At 63.5% G+C, this 25,132-nt stretch carries 29 protein-coding genes; 20 read left to right on the top strand and 9 right to left on the bottom strand.

The genetic code is table 11. The annotated features are described in order from the left end of the window. Positions 1-30: 30 nt before the first annotated feature. On the top strand, positions 31-840 hold the full coding sequence (locus ACMC5O_RS12730; protein ID WP_187708473.1) for a COG4705 family protein: 810 nt from the start codon (positions 31-33) through the stop codon (positions 838-840). A 66-nt stretch (positions 841-906) separates the two neighbouring features. Here ACMC5O_RS12730 and rplT read toward each other — a convergent pair whose 3' ends face one another. From rplT to ACMC5O_RS12710, 4 genes are all read right to left on the bottom strand, one after another. After that, the gene (gene rplT, locus ACMC5O_RS12725) at positions 907-1,281 is read right to left on the bottom strand and encodes a 50S ribosomal protein L20 (protein WP_187708474.1); all 375 of its coding nucleotides are present in this window, start codon (positions 1,279-1,281) and stop codon (positions 907-909) included. 13 nt (positions 1,282-1,294) lie between these two features. Then, complete coding sequence (gene rpmI, locus ACMC5O_RS12720; protein ID WP_126717626.1) at positions 1,295-1,498, bottom strand: 50S ribosomal protein L35; 204 nt, start codon at positions 1,496-1,498, stop codon at positions 1,295-1,297. Between the two features lie 141 nt (positions 1,499-1,639). After that, on the bottom strand, positions 1,640-2,002 hold the full coding sequence (locus ACMC5O_RS12715) for a cupin domain-containing protein (RefSeq protein WP_187708475.1): 363 nt from the start codon (positions 2,000-2,002) through the stop codon (positions 1,640-1,642). A 3-nt stretch (positions 2,003-2,005) separates the two neighbouring features. Further along, on the bottom strand, positions 2,006-2,941 hold the full coding sequence (locus ACMC5O_RS12710) for a ribose-phosphate pyrophosphokinase (protein WP_187708476.1): 936 nt from the start codon (positions 2,939-2,941) through the stop codon (positions 2,006-2,008). 91 nt (positions 2,942-3,032) lie between these two features. On the opposite strand from ACMC5O_RS12710, the gene ACMC5O_RS12705 reads away from it, so the two are divergent. The 3 genes from ACMC5O_RS12705 to ACMC5O_RS12695 all read left to right on the top strand — a co-directional run bounded on the left by ACMC5O_RS12705 (position 3,033) and on the right by ACMC5O_RS12695 (position 6,774). Continuing rightward, entirely contained in the window at positions 3,033-4,697 is a 1,665-nt protein-coding gene (locus tag ACMC5O_RS12705) for an NAD+ synthase (protein WP_426692962.1), read from the top strand. Next, positions 4,694-6,013, top strand: a complete 1,320-nt coding sequence (gene gltX / locus ACMC5O_RS12700) for a glutamate--tRNA ligase (protein ID WP_187708477.1) — start codon at positions 4,694-4,696, stop codon at positions 6,011-6,013. Before ACMC5O_RS12705 ends, gltX begins: the two co-directional genes overlap by 4 nt. Positions 6,014-6,105: 92 nt before the next feature. Beyond that, positions 6,106-6,774 (top strand): TonB family protein, encoded by a 669-nt coding sequence (locus ACMC5O_RS12695; RefSeq protein ID WP_187708478.1) that lies wholly within the window; start codon positions 6,106-6,108, stop codon positions 6,772-6,774. Here the strand turns inward: ACMC5O_RS12695 and ACMC5O_RS12690 are convergent. After that, positions 6,771-7,478 (bottom strand): winged helix-turn-helix transcriptional regulator, encoded by a 708-nt coding sequence (locus ACMC5O_RS12690; protein ID WP_426692961.1) that lies wholly within the window; start codon positions 7,476-7,478, stop codon positions 6,771-6,773. The two genes, ACMC5O_RS12695 and ACMC5O_RS12690, sit on opposite strands and share 4 nt — an antisense overlap. A gap of 158 nt (positions 7,479-7,636) precedes the next feature. On the opposite strand from ACMC5O_RS12690, the gene ACMC5O_RS12685 reads away from it, so the two are divergent. The 6 genes from ACMC5O_RS12685 (at position 7,637) to ribH (ending at position 11,633) form a co-directional block, all read left to right on the top strand. After that, a complete protein-coding gene (locus ACMC5O_RS12685; RefSeq protein ID WP_187708479.1) occupies positions 7,637-7,864 on the top strand; it encodes a tautomerase family protein in 228 nt (75 codons plus the stop codon). Between the two features lie 96 nt (positions 7,865-7,960). Continuing rightward, positions 7,961-8,281, top strand: a complete 321-nt coding sequence (locus ACMC5O_RS12680; protein ID WP_187708480.1) for a hypothetical protein — start codon at positions 7,961-7,963, stop codon at positions 8,279-8,281. A 17-nt stretch (positions 8,282-8,298) separates the two neighbouring features. Then, entirely contained in the window at positions 8,299-9,255 is a 957-nt protein-coding gene (ribD, locus tag ACMC5O_RS12675; protein WP_187708481.1) for a bifunctional diaminohydroxyphosphoribosylaminopyrimidine deaminase/5-amino-6-(5-phosphoribosylamino)uracil reductase RibD, read from the top strand. 9 nt (positions 9,256-9,264) lie between these two features. Next, the gene (locus ACMC5O_RS12670; RefSeq protein WP_187708482.1) at positions 9,265-9,870 is read left to right on the top strand and encodes a riboflavin synthase; all 606 of its coding nucleotides are present in this window, start codon (positions 9,265-9,267) and stop codon (positions 9,868-9,870) included. 55 nt (positions 9,871-9,925) lie between these two features. Further along, the gene (ribB, locus tag ACMC5O_RS12665; protein ID WP_187708483.1) at positions 9,926-11,206 is read left to right on the top strand and encodes a 3,4-dihydroxy-2-butanone-4-phosphate synthase; all 1,281 of its coding nucleotides are present in this window, start codon (positions 9,926-9,928) and stop codon (positions 11,204-11,206) included. Positions 11,207-11,210: 4 nt separating this feature from the next. Then, complete coding sequence (gene ribH / locus ACMC5O_RS12660) at positions 11,211-11,633, top strand: 6,7-dimethyl-8-ribityllumazine synthase (RefSeq protein ID WP_187708484.1); 423 nt, start codon at positions 11,211-11,213, stop codon at positions 11,631-11,633. Here the strand turns inward: ribH and ACMC5O_RS12655 are convergent. Further along, on the bottom strand, positions 11,630-12,718 hold the full coding sequence (locus ACMC5O_RS12655; RefSeq protein ID WP_426692960.1) for an alkene reductase: 1,089 nt from the start codon (positions 12,716-12,718) through the stop codon (positions 11,630-11,632). The genes ribH and ACMC5O_RS12655 overlap by 4 nt on opposite strands. A 167-nt stretch (positions 12,719-12,885) precedes the next feature. On the opposite strand from ACMC5O_RS12655, the gene ACMC5O_RS12650 reads away from it, so the two are divergent. The 5 genes from ACMC5O_RS12650 to ssb all read left to right on the top strand — a co-directional run bounded on the left by ACMC5O_RS12650 (position 12,886) and on the right by ssb (position 17,134). Next, on the top strand, positions 12,886-13,779 hold the full coding sequence (locus ACMC5O_RS12650) for a DMT family transporter (RefSeq protein ID WP_426692959.1): 894 nt from the start codon (positions 12,886-12,888) through the stop codon (positions 13,777-13,779). A 6-nt stretch (positions 13,780-13,785) separates the two neighbouring features. Beyond that, on the top strand, positions 13,786-14,436 hold the full coding sequence (locus ACMC5O_RS12645; RefSeq protein ID WP_187708485.1) for a COQ9 family protein: 651 nt from the start codon (positions 13,786-13,788) through the stop codon (positions 14,434-14,436). A gap of 66 nt (positions 14,437-14,502) precedes the next feature. Beyond that, complete coding sequence (locus ACMC5O_RS12640) at positions 14,503-14,769, top strand: FeoA family protein (protein WP_246444210.1); 267 nt, start codon at positions 14,503-14,505, stop codon at positions 14,767-14,769. Between the two features lie 4 nt (positions 14,770-14,773). After that, positions 14,774-16,621, top strand: a complete 1,848-nt coding sequence (gene feoB / locus ACMC5O_RS12635) for a ferrous iron transporter B (RefSeq protein WP_187708486.1) — start codon at positions 14,774-14,776, stop codon at positions 16,619-16,621. Between the two features lie 27 nt (positions 16,622-16,648). Further along, positions 16,649-17,134, top strand: a complete 486-nt coding sequence (gene ssb / locus ACMC5O_RS12630; RefSeq protein WP_187708487.1) for a single-stranded DNA-binding protein — start codon at positions 16,649-16,651, stop codon at positions 17,132-17,134. Here ssb and ACMC5O_RS12625 read toward each other — a convergent pair. Then, the gene (locus ACMC5O_RS12625; protein ID WP_426692958.1) at positions 17,131-17,652 is read right to left on the bottom strand and encodes a YceD family protein; all 522 of its coding nucleotides are present in this window, start codon (positions 17,650-17,652) and stop codon (positions 17,131-17,133) included. The genes ssb and ACMC5O_RS12625 overlap by 4 nt on opposite strands. Continuing rightward, positions 17,649-18,164 (bottom strand): ubiquinol-cytochrome C chaperone family protein, encoded by a 516-nt coding sequence (locus ACMC5O_RS12620; protein ID WP_187708488.1) that lies wholly within the window; start codon positions 18,162-18,164, stop codon positions 17,649-17,651. Before ACMC5O_RS12620 ends, ACMC5O_RS12625 begins: the two co-directional genes overlap by 4 nt. A gap of 102 nt (positions 18,165-18,266) precedes the next feature. Between ACMC5O_RS12620 and ACMC5O_RS12615 the strand changes: the two genes are divergently transcribed. The 3 genes from ACMC5O_RS12615 to ACMC5O_RS12605 are packed head-to-tail and all read left to right on the top strand — an operon-like array spanning position 18,267 to position 20,700. Beyond that, a complete protein-coding gene (locus ACMC5O_RS12615) occupies positions 18,267-18,731 on the top strand; it encodes an outer membrane protein assembly factor BamE (RefSeq protein ID WP_187708489.1) in 465 nt (154 codons plus the stop codon). A gap of 53 nt (positions 18,732-18,784) precedes the next feature. After that, positions 18,785-19,552, top strand: a complete 768-nt coding sequence (locus ACMC5O_RS12610) for a tryptophan 2,3-dioxygenase (RefSeq protein WP_187708490.1) — start codon at positions 18,785-18,787, stop codon at positions 19,550-19,552. Between the two features lie 53 nt (positions 19,553-19,605). Further along, positions 19,606-20,700 (top strand): aminotransferase class V-fold PLP-dependent enzyme, encoded by a 1,095-nt coding sequence (locus ACMC5O_RS12605; protein ID WP_187708491.1) that lies wholly within the window; start codon positions 19,606-19,608, stop codon positions 20,698-20,700. On the opposite strand, the gene ACMC5O_RS12600 is transcribed toward ACMC5O_RS12605, so the two are convergent. Next, positions 20,697-21,359, bottom strand: a complete 663-nt coding sequence (locus ACMC5O_RS12600; RefSeq protein WP_425506884.1) for a TetR/AcrR family transcriptional regulator — start codon at positions 21,357-21,359, stop codon at positions 20,697-20,699. The two genes, ACMC5O_RS12605 and ACMC5O_RS12600, sit on opposite strands and share 4 nt — an antisense overlap. A 112-nt stretch (positions 21,360-21,471) precedes the next feature. On the opposite strand from ACMC5O_RS12600, the gene ACMC5O_RS12595 reads away from it, so the two are divergent. Further along, positions 21,472-23,793, top strand: a complete 2,322-nt coding sequence (locus ACMC5O_RS12595) for a TonB-dependent receptor (RefSeq protein ID WP_187708493.1) — start codon at positions 21,472-21,474, stop codon at positions 23,791-23,793. Between the two features lie 58 nt (positions 23,794-23,851). Then, positions 23,852-25,111 (top strand): spinster family MFS transporter, encoded by a 1,260-nt coding sequence (locus ACMC5O_RS12590; protein ID WP_426692957.1) that lies wholly within the window; start codon positions 23,852-23,854, stop codon positions 25,109-25,111. Positions 25,112-25,132: the final 21 nt, after the last annotated feature.

The raw sequence follows: 25,132 nt of genomic DNA, 5'->3' as shown, positions 1-25,132 counted from the left end.
TGTGTTGCTCTTGACCAGGAGAGCTTGAGGATGAGCGAGCGGCAATTGCGGCAGGAAGCCTTGTCGAAGGTCCCCGCAATCACCTTGGGGTTCTGGATCATCAAGATCCTCGCCACGACGCTCGGAGAAACAGCAGGCGACACCGTGACGATGACCTGGCTGGGCGAAACCACGCCCCATCCGGTTCCCAACGGTTACCTCATCGGCACCGCGATCTTTGGGAGCTTGCTCATTGTGCTCGTGTGGGCGCAGATCAGGGCGCTCACCTTCAATCCGTGGCTGTATTGGGCGACGATCGCGGCCTCCACGACGGCCGGAACGGCCCTGGCCGACTTCGCCGATCGTGCGCTCGGGGTCGGCTATCCGGGCGGCTCGCTCGTGCTGCTTGCACTCGTCCTCGTCTCCCTCTTCGCCTGGTATCGGTCGCTCGGGACCGTGGATGTAAACACAGTCGCGACGCCCAAGGCGGAAGCCTTCTACTGGCTCACGATCACTTTCTCGCAGACGTTGGGCACGGCACTCGGCGATTGGATTGCCGATGCGGGGCTCGGCTATTCCGGCGGCGCGCTGGTGTTCGGAGCCATGCTGATCGTCCTCGCCGTGCTCTATTTCCGGACGGGCATATCCCACACATTCCTGTTCTGGGCCGCTTTCATCCTCACCCGGCCGCTCGGAGCCACGGTCGGCGACTTCCTCGACAAGCCGCTCGCCAAGGGCGGCCTGGACCTGAGCCGCCCATTGGCTTCGCTCGCGCTGGCGGTCGCGATCATCCTGCTGATCAGCCTGCTTCCGCAACGCGCTGGTAGACGCCCTGAGAGGGAAGGGGCGGCGCAAGCTTAGGCGAAGACGCAAAAAGGGCGCCGGGATCAGCTCCCGACGCCCTTTTTTGTTCTTTAGCGCTTGAGGCTAGGCCGCGGCCTTGTTGCCATCGAGCGCCTTCTTCGCCTGGGCGATGATGGCGCTGAACGCTTCGCCTTCGTGCATCGCGATGTCGGCCAAGACCTTCCGGTCGAGGTCGATACTCGCAAGCTTCAAGGCGTGGATGAACTGCCCGTAGGTCAGGCCTTCCGCGCGGACCGCGGCGTTGATGCGCTGGATCCAGAGTGCGCGGAAGCTCCGCTTCTTCACCTTGCGGTCGCGGTAGGCGTACTGGCCTGCCTTTTCGACTGCCTGGCGGGCGATGCGAATCGTGTTCTTGCGACGGCCGTAATAGCCCTTCGCATTCTCGAGGATCCGCTTGTGCTTTGCGCGCGTGGTTACGCCGCGCTTGATGCGTGCCATTTCCCGCTACTCCTTACTTGAGGCCGTAGGGCGCCCAGAGCTTCACGCGCGCCGTATCGGCGTCGGCGAGAACTTCGGTGCCGCGGTTCTGGCGAATGTACTTGGCGTTGTGGCTGATCAGGCGGTGGCGCTTGCCAGCGACCCCGTGCTTGATCTTGCCGGTCGCCGTGAGCTTGAAGCGCTTCTTCACGCCGCTCTTGGTCTTCAGCTTGGGCATTTCGTCTCCTTTGCGCCCCGTGGGACGCGACATGATCCAACCGCCACGGCATGCCTTTTGGCCGGGCCATTGGTTTTCCAATGATCTGGAAAGCGCGGGCCTATAAATGCGACAGCTGTTTAAGGCAAGGCACTGAGGGCTTTAGTCGTGCGCGGCGTAATCCTCCGCGCCCATGAAGTGCAGCGAGACATAGGGTTCGTCGCCGACGACCCAGCTGTCGTGGCCGGGCGGGACGTAGAAGATATCGCCGGCACGCATCTCAATGACCCCGCCATCGTCCATTGCGGCGGTTGCGCATCCCGAGACGACCATTCCGACATGCTCGACATGGCAGGACGTCGCTCCGAGCGCCGCGCCAACATGGACCGACCATTTCCAGCCGGGTTGGTAGGTCGCCCGGCCGATGGTCATTCTGCCGAGCGAGACCAGCTCAAACTTTCCGAGTTCAAATTCGCGGACTTCGTCGGGCGTTTCGAAGCGCTTGAGGACGACGTCCAGTCGCATGGCCTAGTCGAACAGGCTGGAGACCGAGCTTTCGTCGGCAATCCGGCGCACGGCCTCGGCGAGCAATGGGGCAATCGTCAGGCGGCGGATCTTGCCGCCCTCGACGTCCGCCTCTCCGCTCCAGATCGAATCGGTGACCACGAGTTCCTTGAGCTCCGAAGCGCCGACGCGCGCCGCCGCGGCGCCGGAAAGGACGCCGTGGGTGCAATAAGCGAAGACTTCTTCCGCGCCCTGTTGGCGCAGGGCCGCCGCGGCGTTGCAAAGGGTGCCCGCGCTATCGACGATGTCGTCGACGAGGATGCAGGTGCGGCCCTCGACGTCGCCGATGATGTTCATCACCTCGGACTCGCCGGCGCGCTCGCGGCGCTTATCGACGATGGCCAGCGGCGCGTTGTCGAGACGCTTCGCCAAACCACGGGCGCGGACCACGCCGCCGACGTCCGGCGACACGATCATGAGGTTCTTGTTTGACAGCCGTGCCTGGATGTCGGCCGCGATGACCGGCGCAGCGAAGAGGTTGTCAGTCGGAATATCGAAGAAACCCTGGATCTGCCCGGCGTGGAGGTCGACAGACAGAACGCGGTTCGCGCCCGCGGTCGTGATCAGGTTCGCGACTAGCTTGGCCGAGATCGGCGTGCGTGGGCCGGGTTTCCGGTCCTGCCGCGCATAGCCGAAGTAGGGCACGACCGCGGTGATCCGCTTGGCCGATGCTCTGCGTAACGCGTCGATGCAGATCAACAGCTCCATGAGGTTGTCGTTCGCCGGATAGCTGGTCGACTGGAGGACGAAGACGTCCTCGCCGCGCACGTTCTCGTGGATCTCGACGAAGATTTCCTCGTCCGCGAAGCGGCGGACGCTCGCCTCCGTCAACGCGATTTCCAGATAGTCGGCAATCGATCGGGCCAGCTGCGTGTTGCTGTTCCCCGCGAGCAGTTTCATCGGCTTAGGTCCCCGGCTGAAGCTTTCCTTAGCGAGGGAGTCGCGGTTCCGTAAAGGTTGCGGGAGGCGGCGCGCACGCTAAATCGCGCTCATGACGGATCGCCTGACCATCGCGCTTGCCCAGATGAACCAGCGCGTCGGCGACCTGGTGGGCAACGGAAAGGCGATCCTCGCGGTGCGCGAACAGGCGGCCGGCGCCGATTTGCTGATGGTGCCGGAACTCCAGCTGACGGGCTACCCGCCGGAAGACCTCGTGCTGAAGCCGGAGTTCGTGCGGCGCACGATGGAGGCAGCCGAGCGGCTGGTCGATGCGACTGCGACGCCGGGACCTGCGCTCTTGTTCGGATCGATCCATCACGAAGAGGGTGAGAACTACAATGTGATGATCTTGGCCGAGGGCGGCAGGGTCGTCGCGCGAACGCTCAAGCGCGAGCTTCCTAACTATGGGACGTTCGACGAGAAGCGCGTGTTCGCGCCCGGGCCGCTGCCGGAGCCGATCGACTTTCGCGGCGTGAAGATCGGCGTGCCGATCTGCGAGGACATCTGGCAGGAAGCGGTCTGCGCTCATTTGGCCGATGCCGGCGCGGAATTGCTGCTGGTGCCTAACGGCAGCCCCTACGAGCTCGACAAGGACGACATCCGCCAGCGACTTGTGCGGTCGCGGGTGACGATGACGGGCCTGCCGATGGCCTATCTCAACCGCGTCGGCGGCCAGGACGAACTGGTGTTCGACGGCTCGTCCTTCATCATGCACCCGGACGGCGAGCGCGTCGTGCAGATGGCCGATTGGGACGAGCAGCTGCTCATCACGGAATGGAAGCGCGAGGCCGAGGGCTGGCGCTGCGCCACCCGCGCTGATCACGAACTCGATCCCTATCCGGAGGACGTCTACCGGGCGATGGTCGTGGGCTTACGCGACTATGTGAGCCGCAACGGCTTCCCGGGCGTGATCCTCGGACTGTCCGGCGGAATCGATAGCGCTCTGTCCGCCGCCATCGCGGTCGACGCGCTTGGAGCAGAGAAGGTTTGGGGCGTGATGCTCCCTTCCAAGTACACGAGCGAGGAGAGCCTCGGGGACGCGCGCGAGTGCGCGCGCTTGCTCGGCTGTCGTCATGACGTCATTTCGATCGCGCCCGGAGTGGCCGCGTTCGACCAGGCGCTGGGGGAGGCATTCCAGGGAACGAAGCCCGGGTTGGCCGAGGAGAATATCCAGGCGCGGCTGCGGATGGTCGCGCTGATGGCGCTGTCGAACAAGTTCGGCCCGATGCTGCTTACCACCGGCAACAAGAGCGAAATGAGCGTGGGCTATGCGACGCTCTACGGAGACATGTCGGGCGGCTACAATGTGCTGAAGGACGCCTACAAGACTACAGTGTTCGCGCTCTCGCGGTGGCGCAATCACAACAGGCCCGAAGGCGCGCTTGGACCCGAAGGTCCCGTGATGCCGGCGAACGTAATCACAAAGCCGCCGACCGCGGAGCTTCGTCCGGGTCAGAAGGACGAGGACAGCCTGCCGCCCTATTCCGACCTCGACCGCATCCTCGAGGCGCTGGTCGACAAGGAGATGTCGGTCCGCGAGACGGCAGCCGCGACCGGCGAGCCGGAGGAGTTGGTGGCGAAGATGGAGCAGCTGGTCTTGAGGGCCGAGTACAAGCGCCGCCAGGCGCCGCCGGGGGTGAAGATCGGCGTCCGGAATTTCGGCCGCGACCGGCGCTACCCGATCAGCAATTTCTTCCATACGGGGCTACCAAAATGAGCGTGATCACCCGCTTCGCCCCGTCTCCTACCGGCCGGCTTCACGTCGGCAACATCCGCACGGCACTGCACAACTTCCTGTTTGCGCGGAAGCATGGCGGCCGGTTCCTCCTTCGGATCGACGACACCGACCGGGAGCGAAGCCGGGAGGAGTTTGTCGACGCAATCCGTGACGACCTGGCATGGATGGGCCTTACCGCCGGTTCGGAAGTGAGGCAGTCGGAGCGGTTCGACCTCTACGAGCGCGAGTTCGAGCGGCTGAAAGCGGCCGGGCGTGTCTATGCATGCTACGAGACGCCCGAGGAACTGGAGCTTCGCCGGAAAGTGCTGCTCGGGCGAGGCCTGCCGCCGGTTTACGAGCGCAATACGGCGGATTCGTTGCTTCCGGACGATCGCCAGCCGCACTGGCGCTTCAAGCTCGACCATGACCGTCCGATCGAATGGACCGACCTCATCCGCGGCCAGCAGCGGTTCGATGCGAAATTACTGTCGGACCCGGTCGTTCGGCGCGAGGATGGCAGCTGGCTCTATCTGCTGCCGAGTGTGATTGACGACGTCGACCTTGGCATCACGCATATCGTTCGCGGCGAGGATCACGTCACAAATAGCGCGGCCCAGATCCAGATGTTCGAGGCGCTTGGCGCGAAACCGCCGCAGTTCGCCCATGAGGCGCTGCTAGTGGCGTCGGAAGGAAAGCTGTCGAAGCGCCTCGGGTCGTACGGCGCCGAACATCTGCGCGAAGAGGGTGTCGAGCCGATGGCGATGCTTTCGCTGCTGGCGCGGATTGGGACATCGCAACCGGTCGAGCCTATCGCCAGCCTGGACGAGCTCGCGAGCGATTTCGATTTCGCCCATTTCGGACGTGCGCCCGCACATTTCGATCCGCACGATGTCGAGCTTTTGAATGCCCGCCTGCTCCACAGGCTCGATTTCTCCGCGGTGAAGAGTCGGCTTCCGGCTGAAGCCGCCGAAGAGGATTGGCTTCTGCTGCGACCGAACCTCGAGCGCCTTTCCGACTTCGAACCCTGGTTCGGCGTTCTGAAGGGCGACGTGGATGTGCCTGAACTCGCGCACGATGAGCGCCTGCTCATGCGCGATGCCGCCTCTGTCGCCGATGGTCTCGACTGGAATGTCGAGCCCTGGCGGGCGTTGACCGGTGAACTGAAAGCGTCCTCCGGCAAGAAGGGCCGCGAGCTTTTCCATCCGCTCCGCCTTGCCCTCACCGGTCGCGAGAGCGGCCCCGAAATGGCGGGACTAGTTGCCCGCATGGGCAAGGATCGCGCGATTCAGAGGTTGAGGGCAGCCGCGAAGCGTTAAGCCGGTCCTTTGCCGCCTGATGCAATTCACGTTGCGTTAAACATGTAATGTTGTAACATTCTACTTGGCTCGCGTCAGAAGGAGTCAAGGTCATGCCAGTGTATGCCGATACGTCAGGCTTCGCCGCTTACCGGCGCCATCCCAATGCCCTGTTGTTCATCGTCGGCGGTCATGCAGTCCTGATCGCTGCCGTGATGACGGCGAAATTGGCCGTCCCGCCGAGAATTGTGGATCCGCCGATCATCGTCCGGCCGATTCCTATCCCGCCCGACCCTCCGCCGATTCCGGACCCGCCGGCCACCAAGGAAACGCATCAGCCGCCGAGGTCGACGCCATACCAGCCATCGCGAACTTTTCCGGTGCCAAGCCTGGCCGGCCCGACCATCGACACAACGCCGATCCCGCAGCCGGATTTCGGACCGATCGCCGGGCCGAATCTGGATCCAGGTCCGACTACGACCCCGATCTCGCAGCCCGTCCGTGTCGGTCCGCGATTCGCGACGCCTGAGCTGCTGATCAAGCCGCCCTATCCGGCGGACAAGCAGCGGCTCGAGGAAGAAGCTACGCTTCGCCTGAAGCTGGCGATTGACGATCGTGGCCGGGTGACCGCCGTCGAGCCCGTAGGTCGTGTTGACCGCTCGTTTTTCGAAGCGGCCCGCAAGCACCTGATCGCCTACTGGCGTTACAAACCGGCGACCGAAGACGGACGGGCCGTGGCGACTACGACGGTCATCACCCTGCGGTTCGAACTTCAGGACTAGGCGGGGACAAGCGCCGGCGCGCCGCCTGCCGGCGTTTGCGGTGAGTTCGCAAAAATGCTCGGGCGGAGCCAGGTGCTGATCCTTCGGGTCAGCGCCGGCTCCCCTTCGACCATGAGCTTTCCGGCACGGATTGCATCCCGGTAGCTACGATCCCCCATCCAGACCTCGCTCATCGTTCGAACATCGGTGGTGAAGAAGACGTGCACGTCACGCCCCGGTGGGACGACGCAGACTTCGACGCTGCCGTTCCGGACGAGGAGCCACCAGTCCTTTTGCTTCGAAACGTCGGTAAACTTGAACTGGATGACGGTTTCGACACCCGGCAGCTGTTCCGGATCGATGCTCCTCTCCAGGTACAGGATCAGCAGATCGAGGTTGAAATCCTCGTCATCGAGCGCCCCGCGCGCCCAGCACATTCCCCATTCTCCAAGAGTGGCAATCGTAGGTTGCAGCGCCTCGCAGGCGGGAGTCGGGAAGTATTCAAATCCTCGCTGGCCGGGAATTTGGCGCCGGGCAATCAGCCCATCCTTTTCGAGCCTCCTGAGCCTCCCCGAAAGCAGTGCCGGCGATATGTCTCCCAAGCCGCGCTGAAGCTCATTGAATTGCCTGCCGCCCATGAGCAGCTCGCGGATTATCAGGATCGTCCACCGCTCCCCGAGTATCTCGGTTGCTTTCGCGATGGGGCAGAATTGGCCGTATCTCATGCTGGCCTCCTTCGCGCCGGATACACGTCCGCCGAGCCGAGCTCCACTTCAGAAACTGTAGTCGGTTGCTTCATCCTTTGAACTGGATGGGCACGCCGCCTTTGACCCATCGGGCAGCCCGTCGCTGCACGGTCAGCGCGTTTTCAAGGAGACCCCCAATGCCACTCGTGACAATCGACGTCATCAAGGACGTCTTTTCCCCAGACCAGAAGAAGGACCTCATCGAGCGCGTGACCGACGCCATGGTCAGCGTGGAAGGCGAAGCAATGCGATCCGTAACCTGGGTCAAGATCAACGAGATCCAGCAGAATGACTGGGGAATCGGTGGGCAGCGCCTCAATGCTGCTGCCGTCCATGCAATGCAGAAAGGACGTGAAGCCGCCTGACGACTCTCCGTCTCGGTCCCAGCGGGTGGTGTCAGGCACCCGCCGGGTACGAAGCCAGCGCTGGCACTCGCCGGTGCCAGCGCCTACATTCCACCCATGTCCTGGTTCCCCAAGCCCGTCGGGCCGCGCGCAGCAATTGCCGATCTTCGCGCCTTCATGCGCCATGGGAGCCGCGAGCAGTTCATCGGCGCAGCTCTGGCCATCCTGGTTACGATGATCATCATCATCGAGTTCCTCGTCGATTCGAAGATCAACACCGCGCCACCACCGCGGGTGGTCGAGGTTCAGCTCTATTCCTCGAATCGCACCGATGCCGAGATCATCGCTCAGCAAAAGGTCGATCAGGCCAAGCGCGACGCTGCCGCCAAAGAGAAGCAACGGCAATTCCAGAAGCTGGAAAAAGAGCTCGGAATGTAAGCGCCGACGGGCGCTTCATGGCTGAAGCGGTGCGGCTTGGCGAAGCTGCACGCGGGCGAAGTGCGCCCAATCCGAACGTCGGTTGCCTGATTGTCTCGAGCAACGGCGAGATTGTCGGACGCGGGGCGACCGCATTGGGCGGCAGGCCTCATGCCGAGGCGATTGCGCTCGATAGGGCAGGCAGGAAGGCGAGGAGTTCGACCGTCTACGTGACGCTGGAACCGTGCGCCCACGAGAGCCCGCGAGGCCCAGCCTGCGCCGACCTATTGGTGAAAGCCAAGCCTGCGCGGGTCGTCATCGCCATGAAAGACCCGGACCCGCGCGTTTTCGGCACTGGCATGAGGCGCCTGCGGGATGCCGGGATCGACGTGAAGCTAGGCATTGGCCGCAAGGCCGCGCGGGACTCCCTGGCGGGCTGGCTCACGCGGCTGAGGATCGGACGTCCTCGAATTACCCTCAAGCTTGCGCTGTCGATCGACGGCAAGATCGCCTTGCCCTCCGGCGAAAGCAAATGGATCACCGGCGAAGATGCGCGAAAGCACGTGCATCTGGAGCGCGCGCATTCGGACATGATCCTAGTCGGCCGCGGCACCTATCTGGCGGATGCGCCGCGCCTCGACGTTCGCCTGCCAGGTCTGGAGGATTGGTCGCCGAAGCGGGCGCTGCTGACCCGGGGCGAAGCGGTCGACGGCTGGGAAATCCTTAGAAAGCCGGAAGATGTCTATCGACTTCATGACGTCAACGACCTGCTGGTCGAGGGCGGATCGGCGACCGCGACGGCGTTTCTTTCGGCGGATCTCGTCGACCGGATTCTGATCTATCGGGCGCCGATCATCGTCGGCGAGGGCAAGTCGTCCTTCGGCTATGTCGGGCTGGACGCGATCGCCGATGCGCACGGGCAGTGGGCATCGAGCGATGGCCGCCGGCTCGGCGTAGACCGGCTCGAAGTTTACGAGCGGGTTCGCGAGGCTTAAGCGCCGGACATGTTCACGGGGATCGTCACCGACGTCGGAGAAGTCGTCAGCATTGAGCAGCGTGGCGATCTGCGCCTGCAAGTTCGCACCGGCTACAATCTGTCGACCGTGGAGTTGGGCGCATCGATTGCCTGCTCGGGCGTCTGCCTGACAGTGGTCGACAAGGGCGACGACTGGTTCGCGGTCGATGTTTCGGCTGAAACCATTGCACGTACGGCGAAGGATATGTGGCGCGAAAGCTCTCGCCTGAATCTGGAGCGCCCGCTCCGGATGGGCGATGAGCTCGGCGGCCATATTGTTACCGGGCATGTCGATAGCGTCGGCGAGGTGATCGGCGTCTGCCCCGAAGGCGATTCCACCCGCATCGGAATTCGCGTAGACCGGTCTCTCGCCCCCGCGATTGCCCAAAAGGGGTCCGTCTGCCTCGATGGAGTGTCACTGACGGTCAACGACGTTAGCGATACCGAAGACGGGACGCACTTCTCCGTAAACATCATCCCGCACACTGCGCATGAGACGACATTGGGCGATATTAAGAAGGGGCGACAGCTCAATGTCGAGATTGATGTGATCGCCCGCTACATCGACCGGATGCTTGCCACGCGCGCACAATAGGAACATCACTGTTCCTTCTTTCTATCACACTGCAATGTGATTATGTGCGCGCTTCATGAGCACAACTCTCATCGACAGGCTGAACGCCATCATCGAGACCGGCGAGGTCAGCCGCGCCGCCCTTGCCCGCGCCGCGGGGCTTCACCCCAATTCGCTGCGCAAGCTCGGCCATACGGACTGGAATCCGACGGCCGACACTCTGGTGCGGCTGGAAAAGCTGCTTCAGCGTGGAAACACGGAAGTGTTGGTCGGGACCGAGGCGATCATCGATGAGGCGCGCAACGGCCGGATGTTCATCCTGGTCGACGACGACGACCGCGAGAACGAAGGCGATCTCGTCATTCCGGCCCAGATGGCGACGCCCGAAGCGATCAACTTCATGGCCCGGCACGGGCGAGGGCTGATCTGCCTGGCCCTGACCAAGGATCGCGCCGACGCGCTCGGTCTCCAGCCGATGGTCAACAACAATCGCAGCCGCAATGAGACGGCCTTCACCGTTTCGATCGAGGCGAAGGAAGGCATTTCGACTGGCATCAGCGCCGCGGACCGCGCACGCACGGTTGCCGTTGCCATCGACGCTTCGCACGGACCGGACGAGCTCGTATCGCCGGGGCATGTTTTTCCGCTGGTCGCAAAGCCCGGCGGGGCGCTGGTTCGTGCCGGTCACACTGAGGCCGGCGTGGACATCTCGCGGCTGGCCGGTCTGAATCCCAGCGCGGTCATCTGCGAGATCATGCGCGACGACGGAAGCATGGCTCGCCTCGATGATCTCATGGATTTCGCCCGGACCCACGGGCTGAAGATCGGCACGATCCGCGATCTCATCGCTTACCGTCTGAAGAAAGACCACATGGTCGCGCGCGCCGCCTCAACCGCGTTCCGGGCGCAGAGCGGCGCCGAGTGGCAGGCGCAGGTCTTCCGCGACAAGGCGACCGGGGAGGAACAGCTCGCGCTCGTGCACGGCGCACTCGACGTAACCCGCCCGGTGCTCGTTCGGATGCATAGCCTGGACCTGTTTGCCGACGTTCTGGGCGAAGCGAGCCAGCGCTCGGGATTGCTCCAGGGCTCGATGCGGATGATCGAGAAGGAAGGCGCGGGCGTCATCGTCGCGCTCCACGCGGCCGCACCGGGATCGCTCTCGCGCTCGGCCGATCTGCGCGCAGGCAAGCCCACCGAAGGGCCGGCTCTTCGAAGCTACGGGATCGGGGCACAGATCCTCGCGGCCCTCGGCATCCATCAAATGATCCTGCTTACGAATACGCACCAGTCGCCGGTCGCGCTTTCCGGCTACGGCCTGGAGATCGTCGAAGAGCGCGCGATCAGGGCGGGGAACTGACGTCATGGCGACAATCCTGATCGCAGAGGCGCGCTTCTATCCGCACCTCAACGACATGCTTCTCGCCGGAGCGCGCAAGGCAATCGAGGCAGCCGGGCATAGTCACGAGACGATCGCCGTGCCGGGTGCGCTGGAGCTTCCGGCAGCGATTTCGCTCGCGGCGAAGAGCGGGCGATTCTGCGCCTTCGTCGCCCTGGGCGTCGTTATCCGCGGCCAGACCTATCATTTCGAGATCGTCTCCGAAGAGAGCGCGCGTGCGCTCATGGACCTCACGCTGGCCGGCTTTGCCATCGGCAACGGCGTCTTGACCGTGGAAAACGAGAGCCAGGCGATCGAACGCGCCGATCCTGGACAAGGCGACAAGGGAGGTCACGCCGCGCGCGCCGCCCTTGCCTTGCACGAGCTTCGAGAAAAGTACGGGGCCTAGGCCGCTTCCGCTTCGTCGAGGGTGGGATAATCAACGTATCCCTCGGCACCACCCGAATAGAAGGTGCCCACATCGCCCGGACTTAGGGGCGCGCTGACCGCCAACCGGTGGACGAGGTCGGGGTTCGAGATGAACGGGCGGCCAAAGCTGATGCCGTCAGCAATGCCTTCCGCCATGCGCTCTCGCGCACTCGGCCCGTCATAGTCGCTGTTGAGCAGGATCTTGCCCGAATAGAGCGGACGCATGAACGGGCTTACGGGCTCGGTCGGAACAGCTCCCGCCGAGGTCGGCCGATGCGCCTCGCGTAGTTCGATCCAGGGCACCTTTAATTCTTCAAGCCGCTTTGCGAGCGCCGCGAACAGAGGAATAGGATCGGAGTCCTCGACGCCTTGCGTGTAGACGTTGGGCGAGAAGCGGATGCCGACGCGATCCATGCCGATCGCCTTGCCGACCGCTTCCAGGACCTCGGTCATGAAACGCAAGCGGTTCTCGATCGAGCAGCCATATTGGTCGGTCCGGAAATTGGCGCCGTTGCGAAGGAATTGGTCGACCAGGTAGCCGTTCGCGCCGTGGATCTGCACGCCGTCGAATCCCGCGGCGACCGCGTTGCGCGCGGCCGAAGCATAGTCTCCGATGATCCGGCGGATGTCCTCGAAGGTGGCTGCACGTGCAGCGACGTAGGGCTTCTTGCCCTCATAGGTGTGCGCATAGTCCGGTGCGGTCGTGGTCGACGAGCTTACCGGCTGGCGTCCGCCAAGGTCGGGGTGAACGAGACGCCCCATGTGCCAAAGCTGCGCGACGATCCGTCCGCCGGACCGATGCACGGCGTCGGTGACCAGCTTCCAGCCTTCGATCTGCGCATCGTTCCAGAGACCCGGCGCGTTGGGCCAGCCCAGCCCCTCGCGGCTGATCCCAGTCGCTTCGGAGATTATAAGCCCGGCACTCGCGCGTTGGGCATAGTAGGCGGCCATGAGCTCGTTCGGCACGGCATCGCGGTTGGAGCGGGCGCGCGTCAGCGGTGCCATCGCAATTCTGTTGGGAAGCTCGAGCGCGCCAAGCTCGAGCGGATCAAAAAGAGTGGGCATTCGGGTCCTTTCGTTGTGGGTGAACCCTCTCCAGCAGTCGGCGGCCCAAATAGATTTCCTCGGTTCCTTTTCAATTCAATTCGCGGCTTGAGTCCATAAGTCTGCTTTATGGCCGACACATGCAGTTCCGGCTTTGATGTGCACGGTGAAGGCCCTAATCACCGCTTGTGAACCGGCCTCATCATCACTCCTTCGCATTCCCTGCATTGCTGGTCGGCAGCAGTCTGCTCGCCTTCGGACCCTGGCTCGTTCGCCTGTCCGAAGTGGGGCCGGTCGCTGCGGGCTTCTGGCGCCTGTCGCTGGCCCTGCCGTTCCTGTTCGTCATCGCGAAGGTTGCAAGGCAGCCCGTGCATTGGCCCGGCCGAGCGCTTGGGGTGATCATTGCGTTCGCGGCTTTGTTCTTCGCATCCGACCTCGCGGCCTGGCACGCCGGCATTCACATGACGAAGCTCGGCAATGCGACTTTGTTCGGGAACGTGGCGAGCTTCGCCTTCGCGGGCTGGGGCTTGTGGCTGGCGCGCAGCTGGCCTTCACCCATCCAGGCTGTGGCCCTGACCCTGGCGGCGCTCGGCGCGGCACTCCTCATGGGCAGCAGCGCCGAGCTTTCGCTCCGCAATCTTCATGGAGACATGCTCGCCCTCTCGGCCGGGCTTCTCTACGCCGGCTACCTGATCGCCGTTGAGCGCGCTCGAGAGAAATTGGCGCCGATGCCTCTCCTGTTTCTGGCGAGCGCTTTCGGAGCCGCGATGCTCCTGCCCTTCTCGCTGCTGCTCGGAGAGAAAATCATTCCGGACGACTGGACGTTCGTGGTTGTCCTCGCGATCAGCAGCCAGGTGCTGGGGCAGGGGCTGCTCGTTTATGCGATCGGGGCGCTGCCGCCCCTGGTCGTCGGTCTTACGCTCCTGACGCAGCCGGCCATCTCGGCTCTCGTTGGATGGATGGTCTATGGCGAGACCCTTCAGCCGTTTGACTGGTTGGGCGCTGTAGCGATCGCGACGGCCCTGGTGCTCGTCCGGCTTCCGCAGCGGGGCTTGCAACCTGCCGTCCAAGGGACGAGTTGAGCCTCCATGCAATCGGAGCCGAGTCCACTTCACGAAATCCGCGAGAAGCTGGCGCTCGCCGTCGGCGAAAATGCCGTGTTCGACGGCTGGACTCTAGCCGCGGTCGATGCCGCCGCGGGCCAGGTGGGGATCAATACGGCACAAGCGCGGCTCGCCATGCCGAAGGATCGGGCCGGCAAGATCGACCTGTACATCCAGGCCGTGGATCGGGAGCTCGAGGCCTGGTTCACCCCGGCGCGGCTTCAAGGTCTGAAAATCCGCGAGAAGATCCGGGCGATCGTCTGGAAGCGGCTGGAGATCATGGCGCCCGCGCGTGAGGCAGTCCGCCGCGCGCTCTCGATCCTTGCCATGCCGCAGAACGTTCCGGCCGGCCTCAGGTCAGGCTGGCGGACGGCCGACCTGATGTGGCGCATTGCCGGCGATACGAGCACGGATTTCAATCATTACACCAAACGCGCCACGCTTGGGGGCGTCTATGCTTCGACCCTTCTGGTCTGGCTCGACGACCAATCCGAAGGCTGGACCGAGACCGCGGCCTTCCTCGACCGCCGCATAGAAGACGTTATGAAGTTCGAGAAGTTCAAGGCGCAATGGAAGGGACAGGAGCACTTTAGTGTGTCCCGTTTCCTTGGCCGTCTTCGCTACCCGGCGCGCTAGCGTGGAGAGGCAATACGTAATCCGCCCTATGGCGCTCTGCCTCCGTTATTGATAATCAGTTGCAAGATGACCGCGCACTTCAAACCGGAGTCGATCTCGCTCGACCAGCTGAAGATTGGCGCGCGCGCGTCCATCGCATCTATCGACTGGGACGCGCTCGAGGAGAGCGAAGCCTGCCGCCTGAAACACTTCGGCTTTGACGAAGGCGTCGTCGTCGAACCGCTCCATCTTGGCCCGTTCGGCCGCGATCCGCTTGCGATCCGCGTAGGGCGGATGACCGTCGCGATCCGCCGTAGCCACGCTCGCGCAGTGCGCGTGAACATTCCCGCATAGGATTATGACCCCGCTCCCGCTCGTGGCGGTCGCCGGCAGCCCTAACGCCGGCAAGAGCGCCCTCTTCAACGCGCTGACCGGGGCTCGCCAGAAGGTCGGAAACTATCCGGGCGTGACCGTCGAGCGCCACTCCGGCCGGCTGACGCTTGCGGATGGACGTCCGGTCGAACTTGTCGATTTGCCCGGAGCATACAGCCTCGATCCGGCCAGCCCCGACGAAGCGGTCACACGGGACGTTCTGCTGGGAAAGCAGAAGGGCGAGCGTGCGCCTGACGCGCTGGTTATCGTCGTCGACGCATCGAACCTCGACAATCACCTGCGCTTTGCGCTGCAGTTGATCGAGCTGGGCTTGCCGACGATCGTCGCGCTCAACATGGTCGATCTCGCCAAGCGCGACGGCCTCCAGCTGGACCCGAAGCGCCTCGAAGCCGAACTTGGCGTTCCGGTGATCGAGACGGTGGCTGTCCGGAAGCGCGGAATCCAGGAGCTGCAGGCCGCGCTCGACGACATGATTTCGGCTCCGCGGTGCGGCGTTCACGAGCATGCGCCGTCCGATCTCATTCCATTGCAACGCCGCGCCCGTGACATCGCCAAGGCCGCCGTTGTCAGCGAAAGCCCAGTTCGCCGCTGGACTCACCGGCTGGACGGTGTCCTGCTCCATCCGATCGCGGGGCCGGCGATCCTGGCCGCGGTGCTGTTCGTCATGTTCCAGGCCGTCTTCGCGTGGAGCGAGGTTCCGGTCAGCTGGATCGAGAGCGGAATAGCGCTGATTGCTCAGGGCGCGGCGGATGTCCTTCCCCATGGATTGCTGCGGTCACTGATTGTTGATGGCGTGATCGGCGGAGTCGGCGCAGTGGTCGTCTTCCTGCCGCAGATCCTAATCCTTTTCTTCTTCATCCTGCTGCTCGAAGCGAGCGGCTACATGGTCCGGGCCGCCTTCCTGATGGACAAGTTGATGCATGGCGCCGGACTGTCGGGACGCGCTTTCATTCCATTGCTGTCGAGCTTCGCCTGCGCGGTTCCGGGAATCATGGCGACCCGGACGATCGACAATCCCAAGGACCGGCTGACGACAATCCTCGTTGCGCCGTTGATGACATGCTCGGCCCGGCTGCCGGTTTACACCCTGATCATCGCGGCGTTCATTCCTGACCGGACCGTGGGATTGGGTGTTGGACTCCAGGGGCTTGTGATGTTCGGGCTCTACGTGACCGGCGTCGGTGGCGCCTTGCTGGCAGCGCTGACGCTTCGCAGAACCGTCACCAAGGGCGGCGGCGGCGCATTCATGATGGAGCTGCCCAAGTACCAGATGCCGCAGCTCAAGGACGTCGTGATCGGCCTTTATCAGCGTGCCCTGATCTTCCTGAAGCGCGCCGGCACGATAATTCTTGGAACGACCGTCCTGCTCTGGGCGCTGGCAAGCTTCCCGCAGGCAAAGCCGGGCGAAAGCCAAATCGAGGCGTCGATCGCCGGAAAGATTTCCAGCGGCATCGAAGTTTTGGTGAAGCCGATCGGGTTCAATCGCGACATCTCGCTGGCGCTCCTCCCGGCCATGGCCGCGCGCGAGGTCGCCGTTAGCGCGATCGGCACCGTCTATTCGATTGATGCGGGCGACGACCAATCGGCCAATGTCGCTCTCGAGGACCGGCTTCGCGGACGCTGGTCGCTTGCGACGGCCCTCGCTTTCCTGGCGTGGTTCGTGTTCGCACCACAGTGCATCTCCACCATCGCGGTCACCCGCCGAGAAACGAATGGCTGGAAGTGGCCTGCGTTCATGGTCGGCTATCTTTTCGCCCTCGCTTATATCGCAGCCGGCGCAACCTACTGGACGGCGGTCGCGCTGGGATTATAGCTGTCCGCCAAGCACAAGGAGAGTGACATGGCGGGCGTGAACAAGGTGATCCTGGTCGGCAATCTCGGCGCGGATCCGGAGGCCCGTTCACTGAACAACGGCGGTGAAGTCGTGAACATGCGAATCGCCACGTCGGAGCAGTGGAAGGACCGCGACGGCAACCGCCAGGAGCGGACCGAGTGGCACAATGTCGTCATCTTCAACGAGAACCTCGGCCGCGTCGCGAAAAGCTATTTACGCAAAGGATCGAAGGTTTATCTCGAAGGTCAGCTGCAGACGCGCAAGTGGCAGGATCAATCCGGCAACGACAAATACACGACCGAGATCGTGTTGCAGAAGTTTCGTGGCGAGCTCGTGCTGCTGGACAGCCGCGAAGGCGGCGGAGGCGGCGGCCGCGACTTTGGCGGTGGCGGCTACAGCGACGATTTCAGCGGAGGCGGCAGCTCACAGGGTCAGAAGCGCCCGCAGCCCGCGGCGTTCGATACCGATCTCGACGACGACGTTCCGTTCTAGGAATCGCTCCGCTTTAGCTTGGCGAGGGCGGCGAACGGGCCGGCTTCGGCTTCGCTAAGCACCCCGGCTTCCTTCAGCGCAGCTTCCGCCCCCGCGCTGCGCGGATAGGGATCGAGGCCTAGCGCCAGCGTGTCCGCAATCGCGCCACCCAGGTCGATGGCCGATCCATCATGGAAAACAACGTCGCAGTCCGCTTCGACAAGCTCGACTTCTTCGTCGGAGCCGCCACCGCTCGTCGGCTCGGGCAGGAAATAGATGTCGAACGCCTCATCGGCATGGGCGTCGATCGGCTCGCCGGTGACCGCGCAGCTCTGACACAGGCTCGCCCTCAGCCGCCCTCGCGCGCGGATGATCTCGCCCTTGCGGTCGAGCGTGGCATGAGCCTCGAGCCGGTCGAGCGAGCGCAGGCCCAGCCGGTCCGCGATCTGACGCCGCTCGCCCTCGTCGGCGCTGATATCGATACGCTCGCCGTCGCGAATCTGGTTGAGCGGAAGCCGGTGCGCGAAGGTGTCCGTCACCGCATCCTCCCGTCGGCAAGCTCTTCAAGGCTAGAATCGCTCACTCGCTGCCACAGCTTTCGCAAGGCCGATTCGCTATACGCCAGAGCGTCGATTTGCGTCGCCTCGTTCAGATAGAGGCTCTGCCGCACTTCCTCGGTCCATGAGTCGTGGCTTTCGACCAGCACCCGCCAGCGGTCCACGCGGCCTCCCACAGCGCCGACGAGGCGCCGAACCTGCTTTCCAAGCGTCGGATCGCCGAGACCCATCTCTCGGATTTCGGCATCGAGCGACTCGACCAACCGCTCGGTGAGGGCGACACTCGCTTCCTGGCCCGCTTCGCCCTCGCGCTCCAGCTTGACGGTAAACAGAGCAATGATCGTCGCGAGCACTGCAAACCGCCCGTTGACCGTATCCGGGACTTCGCCCTCCACGAACCAGCCGGTCCGGCGCGCCTCTGCGACGGCAAGATCGAACAGGCCCTGCCCGCGCCTGGGATTGCCCGTTAATCGTGCGAACAGGGCGCTAAGCATAGGACTCCTCTGGTTGCGGCTTGCGCCTTGGGGCGCGGCCCGCATATTGAGGCGGCCTCGCGGCTCTGCAAGCGCCGGCGGGATTCGGGAGAAGGTTCAATCATGAAGTCTGCGGTTTTCAACGGCGTAGCCGCCTGCGTTGGAGCGGTGATGCTGGCCGGTTGCGGTCTCAGCGTCCGCGAGCACCGTGGATATGTGATCGACGAGCAGCTGACCAGCGCGGTGCAGGTCGGCGTCGACAACAAGCAGTCGGTCGAGAAGACCCTCGGTGAGCCGAGCTTCACCGGCACCTTCGACCAGAACGACTGGTATTATGTTGCGCGCGACACCCGGGCCTTCGCTTTCCGCAACCCGCGGGTGACGGACCAGACGGTCATCCATGTCCGTTTCGACCCGACCGGCAACGTCGCGTCGGTCGAGCAGACCGACGAAAGCCTGATCGCGGCGATCAACCCGAGCAACGACAAGACCCCGACGCTCGGCCGCTCGCACGGCTTCTTCCAAGAGTTGTTCAACAACATCGGGACGATCCGACAGCCGGGTCTGCCGGGACGCCAGGGCCAATAATCTCCTTAGGCGCCAATCTTCCTAAGCCCCGCGCTTTCGCCTAGTCGGGGCGCATGACCGCTACGCCCGCCGGCATGACCTATGCCGATTACCTTGCGCTCGACCAGCTGCTCAATGCCCAGAAGCCCTTGTCGGATCTGCACGATGAAATGCTTTTCATCGTCATTCACCAGACCAAGGAGTTGTGGCTCAAGCAGATGCTGCACGAACTCGATCTGGCAATCGGGCTGGTGGATCAAGATCAATACGCGCCTGCCTACAAGGCGATGTCCCGGATCGGCCGAATCCAATCGGTGATGACCTTATCGTGGGATGTGCTCTCGACGCTGACTCCGGTCGATTACATGAAATTCCGGCACGTGCTGGGCACATCGTCCGGCTTCCAGTCGGCTCAGTTCCGGGAGCTCGAGTTCAAGCTCGGAATCAAGAATCCCGCGTTCCTCGAATATCACAAGGATATCCCCGAGCTCGCGGCCCGGCTGAAGGCAGCGCTGGAAGGCCAAAGCCTGCGTGACGCCAGCCACGACGCGCTCGAACGCGCTGGCTTCGACCTTGGCGACCGCTCCGAAGAGGCAATCTCTGCAGCCTGGCTCGAAATCTATCGTAATGCCGATCGGTGGTTCGAGCTGTACCAGCTTGCCGAGAAGCTCGTCGACATTGACGACGCCTTGTCGATGTGGCGGTTCAAGCATGTGCTGACGGTCGAACGGATCATCGGCAACAAGCCGGGGACAGGCGGATCGGCCGGTGCGCCATATCTTCGCTCGACGCTGGAAAAACGGGCATTTCCCGAGCTCTGGTCGATCAGGACCGCACTCTGAGCTTCAAGCCGCTCTTCGCGCGAAGCCTCGGGGCCGACCCGGCTCGGCTGCACATGGCCGCGCACAGCCATCATTTGTGGCCCGACGCCAGCTTCGAAGGGCAGGTGGAGTGTTGGGAGGACGCAGCGCGCCTTGCCGACCGCAAGTGGGACCGGATCATGGACGAGGTGTGGCCGGAAGCGCAGGGCCATGTCGCGAACGAGCTCGGAACCGGTGCACCCGACGCGATCGTGTTCGCGCCAAACACGCACGATTTCCTGATTCGGCTCGTCGCCGCTGTCCCTCGGCAGAATCGGCAGGTTAGGATCCTGACCAGCGACGGTGAATTCCATAGCGCGCGTCGGCAATTCGCGCGCTGGGAGGAGTGCGGCGAGGTGACGGTCGAACGCATCGCGGTCGAGCCCTTCGAGACTTTCTCCGATCGCTTCCTGGAAGCTGCGCAGTCGGGAAAACATGACCTGATCTTCGTGAGCCAGGTGCTGTTCGGAAGCGGCCGCCGCTTCGATCGCGTGGACCAGTTGGCGGAACTCGCGAGCTCCCCCGGCCCGTGGGTCGTGGTCGACGGTTATCACGCGTTCATGGCCATCGAGTCCCCATTCGACGACGTCGCTTCGAGGTCGGCGTTCTACGTCGGCGGAGGCTACAAATATGCGATGTCGGGGGAGGGCTGCGCCTTCCTTCATGCCCCTTCCGGTTATGGCGAACGTCCGCCGCTAACCGGCTGGTTCGCCGAGTTCGAAGATCTGACACTGCCCCCCGGAGCAGTCGGCTATCGCAAGGACGCGATGCGCTTCATGGGCGCGACATTCGACCCCTCGGCACTCTACCGGTTCAACGCAGTTCGCCGCATGCTTTGGGAAAACGGACTGACGACTGCGCGAATCCACGCGCATGTCAGCCGGCTCCAAGAACATCTGCTCGACGCGATCGAGGGGAGCCGGTTCGGGGACGCCGAGCGATTGAACCGGCCCGGCGATGCCCGCTTTCTCGCGTTCCGGACGCCGCAGGCCCAACGCTGGTCCGGCGAGTTGATGGCGCGGAATTGCGTCACGGACGTGCGCGGGGACGTTCTGCGCATCGGGCTCGCGCTCTACCATGACGAGGATGACATCCACGCCTTCGCGCGGATGGCTGGAGACCTAACCTAGGGCCTCAGCCCGCTCTGCAGCAGGTGGTTGGCGATGCGAGTGACTTCGGCCGGTGACTCCTTGCCCCAGACTCCGAAGCGCAGCCCCAGGAACACGTTCATTCCCATTAACGCCCAGGCTTCGACCTCCGTCGCAAGCTTGGACTCCATCGCGACGACCTCCCCTTTATCCTTGCCGGCCTGAAGCCGCGCCGCGATGCGGTCGGCAGTCGTCACATAGTGCTTCCTGAAGCCTTCTGGATCGACGAACTCCGCCTCGTCGATGATCCTGTAGACCTCCCGATGCGTGCGGACGAATTCGAGGAAGGAAATAAGCGCGCGGCCTTCTCCCTCCAGTGTGTCGGCCGACCCGGCGAGGACCGGAGCGACGTGGTCGCGGACCTGCGCTGACATGTCGCGCACGACTTCCTGGAACACCGCCTCCTTGCTGTCGAAGTAGGTGTAAAAGGTGCCAAGCGCGACGCGGGCGCGGCTGGTGATCCCGACAATCGAGCCTTCGGAAAAGCCCTTCTCTCCGAACTCTTCCAGCGCTGCGTCGAGGATCTTGCGCAGCGTGCGCTGGCCGCGAGCCGTGCGCGGAGCCTTGCCTTCGCTGGCCGGGCTGGATGCCTCGGGATTGCGAGCGTCCGCGCTGCCTTCGGCGTCACGAATTCCGGCCAATCCTTGTCCCCCAAATCGACCAGCCATCAAGGAAGTTGAAAGCTGGTTCAGGTTTCAGTATGACCCAAGGTTGAACGAGGCGCAACTACCGCCTCGGGGAGAGGGGACTGAGATGATTCGCGCCGACCGCTTTGGACGCCTGCTGCTTGCTGGCGTCGCCGGACTTGCCATTTCCACGCCGACCTGGGCTCAAACTGCCGAGCAGGCCAATGCCGAAGCGCAGCAGCAGCCTCCCGCTCCGGACGCGACCGCAGCGACCGACAATGAGGGCCAGGATACCGCAACGGGCGATATCGTCGTCACAGCCCGTCGTACCGACGAACGGCTGCAACGCGTTCCATCTTCCATCTCCGCCTTCAACGAGCGGGCTCTCGACCGCATCCAGGCGCAGGACACAACCGGCCTGCAGGGCGCGGTACCGAACCTCAACATCGTGCAGGGCCGCGGCTCGTCCAACGCAACCAACATCTTCATCCGCGGCATCGGCCAGCCGGACGCGTTGCAAACGTTCGACCCTGCCGTCGGCGTCTATGTCGACGACGTCTATCTCTCGCGCATCCGCGGCAACCAGCTCGATCTCCTCGACGTCGAGCGGATCGAGGTCCTGCGCGGACCGCAGGGGACGCTCTACGGCAAGAACACGATAGGCGGCGCCATCAAGTTCGTGTCGCGCAAGCCCGGCCAGGATGTGCGCGCCGAAGGAAGCCTGACGCTCGGATCGTTCGATCAGATCGATGTCCGTGCGAACCTTTCGGGGCCAATCAGCAACCAGCTGGCGATCGGCGTTTCGGTGATGCGTTCGACGCGTGATGGGTTCGTCGATGATCGCAACGATGATCGGGAATACAACAACCGGGATTCGGCCGGCATTCGCGGCGCCGTGGCCTTTACCCCGGCGGACACTGTCCGCGTCGATCTGACGGCCGACTACAGTCAGGACGACGCCGCGCTGAACGTTGGACGTCCGGTCAACAATCTCACGACCTTTTCGGGAGGAACGCTGGTCGTCACCGACCCGGTCGGCTCCGGCAAGTACAAGTGGAAGGGCGAGACCACGCCCGGCTTCCCGAACTCGACAAAGCTGAAGCACTACGGCTTCGCGGGCACGATCACCGCCGACCTGACGGACCATTTGACGTGGAAGTCCATCACGGCGGTGCGGAAGCTCAAGACAGACGACTTCATCGACATCGATGCAACCCGCTACGAAGTCGGCGATGTGTTCGTCGGCGTGGACCAGGACCAGTTCAGCCAGGAAATGCAGCTGGCCTACACCAGCGACCGGCTGACGGGCGTTGCGGGCGTCTATTACCTCAAGGAGAATGTCGGCTCGCACCAGGAAGCCTATGCCGACGACCTGCTCGGCCCGCTGTTCCTAAACAGCGGCTTCCTACGCACCATAGACGACGACCTGACGACCAAGAGCTACGCCGCTTATGCGAACGCCAGCTACGAGGTGGTTCCAACGGTGCGTCTGTCGGCAGGTATCCGCTACACTAAGGAAACGAAGGATTATTTCCGGACCACGAGCTCGTTCTTCTCGCTCCTTCCCGCATTCAACGCGACCTACATATTCGTTCCTCCGAAGGGCAAATGGAACGACACTTCGCCGATGGTCAGCCTCGACTGGCAGGCGACGCCTTCGACCATGCTCTATGCGCGCGTTGCAAAGGGCTTCAAATCGGGCGGGTTCAACGGCCGTGCGAACACCGTCGCGGAATCGACCAAGTACGATCCCGAGACGGTCTGGTCTTACGAAGCCGGCTTCAAGACGACGCTTGCCAAGCAGCTGCGGCTGAACGGCTCGGTCTTCTACAACGACTACAGGGACTTCCAGGCCCGCGTCTCGGGGCTCGACGACGATCCGGTCACCGGCCTGCCGTCGCCGAAGCTGTCGGTCCTCAATGCCGGCAAGATGCGGATCCAGGGTGCAGAGCTCGAAGCCTCGTGGACCCCTGTCCGCAACCTGCTGATCGATGGACAGCTCGGTTACCTCGATGCCAAGTACAAGGACTTCGACGACGTCCGCTTCACCAATTTCGGTGGCAGCCGTGCGTTCCAGACGCCGGCCTTCGCGCCGAAATGGACGCTCCGCCTGGGCGGTCAATACACGTTCGACCTTGGCGGCACGGGCGGGATCACCGTTGGCGGCCAGACGCGCTACCGCTCGCGCGCAGCGCTGGCGGTCGACAACACGCTCGTGAATTCGGCCACGAAGATCGAAGGCCTTTTTCAGGACGGATACTGGATCCACGACGCCCGGATCGTCTGGGAAAATGCGAGCAAGAAGTTCGCGCTTGGACTGTACGGCTACAATCTGGGTGACAAGGCGTACAAGACCGATGGCCAGGAGTTCTCTAGCGTCGGTAGCATCCGCACCGTTTATTACGGCGCACCGCGGACGGTCTCGCTGAAGTTCACGGCCCGCTATTGATGCTAGTGACGGCGGCGGGGCTTGCCGCTCCGCCGCCGCCATGCCAGCGGCGACCGCAATGACTGATCCTTCGACCGGCGAGCGCGCCCTCCGGACCCGCGTGCTCCTGCTTCTGCTGTTCGCCTACATTTTTAATTTCATCGACCGGAACATCATCGGCGTCCTTGCCGTGCCGATCCGCGAGGAGTTCGGACTTTCCGATACGGCGCTCAGCACGCTCGGCGTCGCCTTTGGCGTCTTCTACGCGGCCATCGCAATCCCGATCGCCTGGGCGGCCGACCGCAAGGGCCGCGTCAGCATCATCGCCGCGGCGGTTGCGCTCTGGAGCTTGTTCACGGCCGCTTGTGGCGTCGTGCAGAATTACACGCAGCTCGTCGTTGCCCGCATGGGAGTTGCCGTCGGCGAGGCCGGCGGGATCGCGCCGTCCTATTCGCTCATCTCCGACTATTTCCCACGCGAGAAGAGATCGAGGGCGTTGGCTTTCTATTCGCTCGGAATCCCGATCGGTTCGGCGCTGGGCGTCTTCTCCGGGGGATGGCTGGCAGCTCATCTGACTTGGCGCAGCGCGCTCATCATCATCGGCCTCGCCGGCCTTCCCGCGGCTCTGCTCATCAAGCTGCTGGTTCCCGAGCCGGAGCGCGGGCGCTTCGATGCCGCTCCCGTCCAATCCGAATTGCCATTTGGCGCGGTCGCGAAAGCAGTGTTCTCCATTCCGAGCTTTTGGCTGCTTTCATTCGGGGCCGCATCCGGGTCGATCCTGGGCTACGGCCTGATCTTCTGGCTCCCGAGTTTCTTCAACCGCAGCTTCGGCCTCGCGGTCGAGGATGTGGGCTGGTTCTATGGATCAATCGTTCTCGTCGGCGGAGCGCTCGGTACCTGGCTGGGAGGCTCGGTCGGCGACCGGATCGGTCCCAGGCGCCCGGGCGGCTATGCCCTCATTCCAGCCGTATGCTTTGTGATCACAGCGCCGACTTTCGCGCTCGGGCTCTTCGCTCCGAACCTGTGGATTGCATGGCTGCTTTTCACGATCGGCCAGATGCTCGCACTCGCTTGGCTCGGGCCGGTAATCACGGCGGTCCAGCACATCGTCCTGCCATCGATGCGCGCCACGGCCTCGGCCAGTTTCCTCTTCATCAACAATCTGATCGGAATCGCATTCGGAATCTATTTCCTCGGCTGGATGTCCGATACGCTGAAGGCCGCTCACGGAGCGGACTCGCTCAAGTTCTCGATCCTCTACGGGCTGGGCTTCTACTTGCTCGCCGCTCTCTTCTACCTGTTCGCCGCAGTGCGCCTCAAGCAGGACATCAAGTCCTAACCTAGCCTGCAAACGGCAGAA

The organism is Sphingomonas sediminicola, from assembly GCF_049991885.1.
GTDB lineage: Bacteria > Pseudomonadota > Alphaproteobacteria > Sphingomonadales > Sphingomonadaceae > Sphingomicrobium > Sphingomicrobium sediminicola.
This window is presented reverse-complemented; position numbering and strand designations above follow the sequence as displayed.

Bases quoted from the DNA above. Each gene is read 5' to 3' on its own strand.
- ssb (WP_187708487.1), top strand. From the start codon at position 16,649: ATGGCGGGCGTGAACAAGGTGATCCTGGTCGGCAATCTCGGCGCGGAT.
- ACMC5O_RS12695 (WP_187708478.1), top strand. From the start codon at position 6,106: ATGCCAGTGTATGCCGATACGTCAGGCTTCGCCGCTTACCGGCGCCAT.
- ACMC5O_RS12670 (WP_187708482.1), top strand. From the start codon at position 9,265: ATGTTCACGGGGATCGTCACCGACGTCGGAGAAGTCGTCAGCATTGAG.
- rpmI (WP_126717626.1), bottom strand. From the start codon at position 1,498: ATGCCCAAGCTGAAGACCAAGAGCGGCGTGAAGAAGCGCTTCAAGCTC.
- ACMC5O_RS12595 (WP_187708493.1), top strand. From the start codon at position 21,472: ATGATTCGCGCCGACCGCTTTGGACGCCTGCTGCTTGCTGGCGTCGCC.
- ACMC5O_RS12620 (WP_187708488.1), bottom strand. From the start codon at position 18,164: ATGCTTAGCGCCCTGTTCGCACGATTAACGGGCAATCCCAGGCGCGGG.
- ACMC5O_RS12590 (WP_426692957.1), top strand. From the start codon at position 23,852: ATGACTGATCCTTCGACCGGCGAGCGCGCCCTCCGGACCCGCGTGCTC.
- ACMC5O_RS12645 (WP_187708485.1), top strand. From the start codon at position 13,786: ATGCAATCGGAGCCGAGTCCACTTCACGAAATCCGCGAGAAGCTGGCG.
- ribH (WP_187708484.1), top strand. From the start codon at position 11,211: ATGGCGACAATCCTGATCGCAGAGGCGCGCTTCTATCCGCACCTCAAC.
- ACMC5O_RS12690 (WP_426692961.1), bottom strand. From the start codon at position 7,478: ATGAGATACGGCCAATTCTGCCCCATCGCGAAAGCAACCGAGATACTC.
- ACMC5O_RS12685 (WP_187708479.1), top strand. From the start codon at position 7,637: ATGCCACTCGTGACAATCGACGTCATCAAGGACGTCTTTTCCCCAGAC.
- ACMC5O_RS12705 (WP_426692962.1), top strand. From the start codon at position 3,033: ATGACGGATCGCCTGACCATCGCGCTTGCCCAGATGAACCAGCGCGTC.
- ACMC5O_RS12655 (WP_426692960.1), bottom strand. From the start codon at position 12,718: ATGCCCACTCTTTTTGATCCGCTCGAGCTTGGCGCGCTCGAGCTTCCC.
- ACMC5O_RS12715 (WP_187708475.1), bottom strand. From the start codon at position 2,002: ATGCGACTGGACGTCGTCCTCAAGCGCTTCGAAACGCCCGACGAAGTC.
- ACMC5O_RS12605 (WP_187708491.1), top strand. From the start codon at position 19,606: ATGGCCGCGCACAGCCATCATTTGTGGCCCGACGCCAGCTTCGAAGGG.
- ACMC5O_RS12610 (WP_187708490.1), top strand. From the start codon at position 18,785: ATGACCGCTACGCCCGCCGGCATGACCTATGCCGATTACCTTGCGCTC.
- gltX (WP_187708477.1), top strand. From the start codon at position 4,694: ATGAGCGTGATCACCCGCTTCGCCCCGTCTCCTACCGGCCGGCTTCAC.
- ribD (WP_187708481.1), top strand. From the start codon at position 8,299: ATGGCTGAAGCGGTGCGGCTTGGCGAAGCTGCACGCGGGCGAAGTGCG.
- feoB (WP_187708486.1), top strand. From the start codon at position 14,774: ATGACCCCGCTCCCGCTCGTGGCGGTCGCCGGCAGCCCTAACGCCGGC.
- ribB (WP_187708483.1), top strand. From the start codon at position 9,926: ATGAGCACAACTCTCATCGACAGGCTGAACGCCATCATCGAGACCGGC.
- ACMC5O_RS12615 (WP_187708489.1), top strand. From the start codon at position 18,267: ATGAAGTCTGCGGTTTTCAACGGCGTAGCCGCCTGCGTTGGAGCGGTG.
- rplT (WP_187708474.1), bottom strand. From the start codon at position 1,281: ATGGCACGCATCAAGCGCGGCGTAACCACGCGCGCAAAGCACAAGCGG.
- ACMC5O_RS12680 (WP_187708480.1), top strand. From the start codon at position 7,961: ATGTCCTGGTTCCCCAAGCCCGTCGGGCCGCGCGCAGCAATTGCCGAT.
- ACMC5O_RS12730 (WP_187708473.1), top strand. From the start codon at position 31: ATGAGCGAGCGGCAATTGCGGCAGGAAGCCTTGTCGAAGGTCCCCGCA.
- ACMC5O_RS12710 (WP_187708476.1), bottom strand. From the start codon at position 2,941: ATGAAACTGCTCGCGGGGAACAGCAACACGCAGCTGGCCCGATCGATT.
- ACMC5O_RS12640 (WP_246444210.1), top strand. From the start codon at position 14,503: ATGACCGCGCACTTCAAACCGGAGTCGATCTCGCTCGACCAGCTGAAG.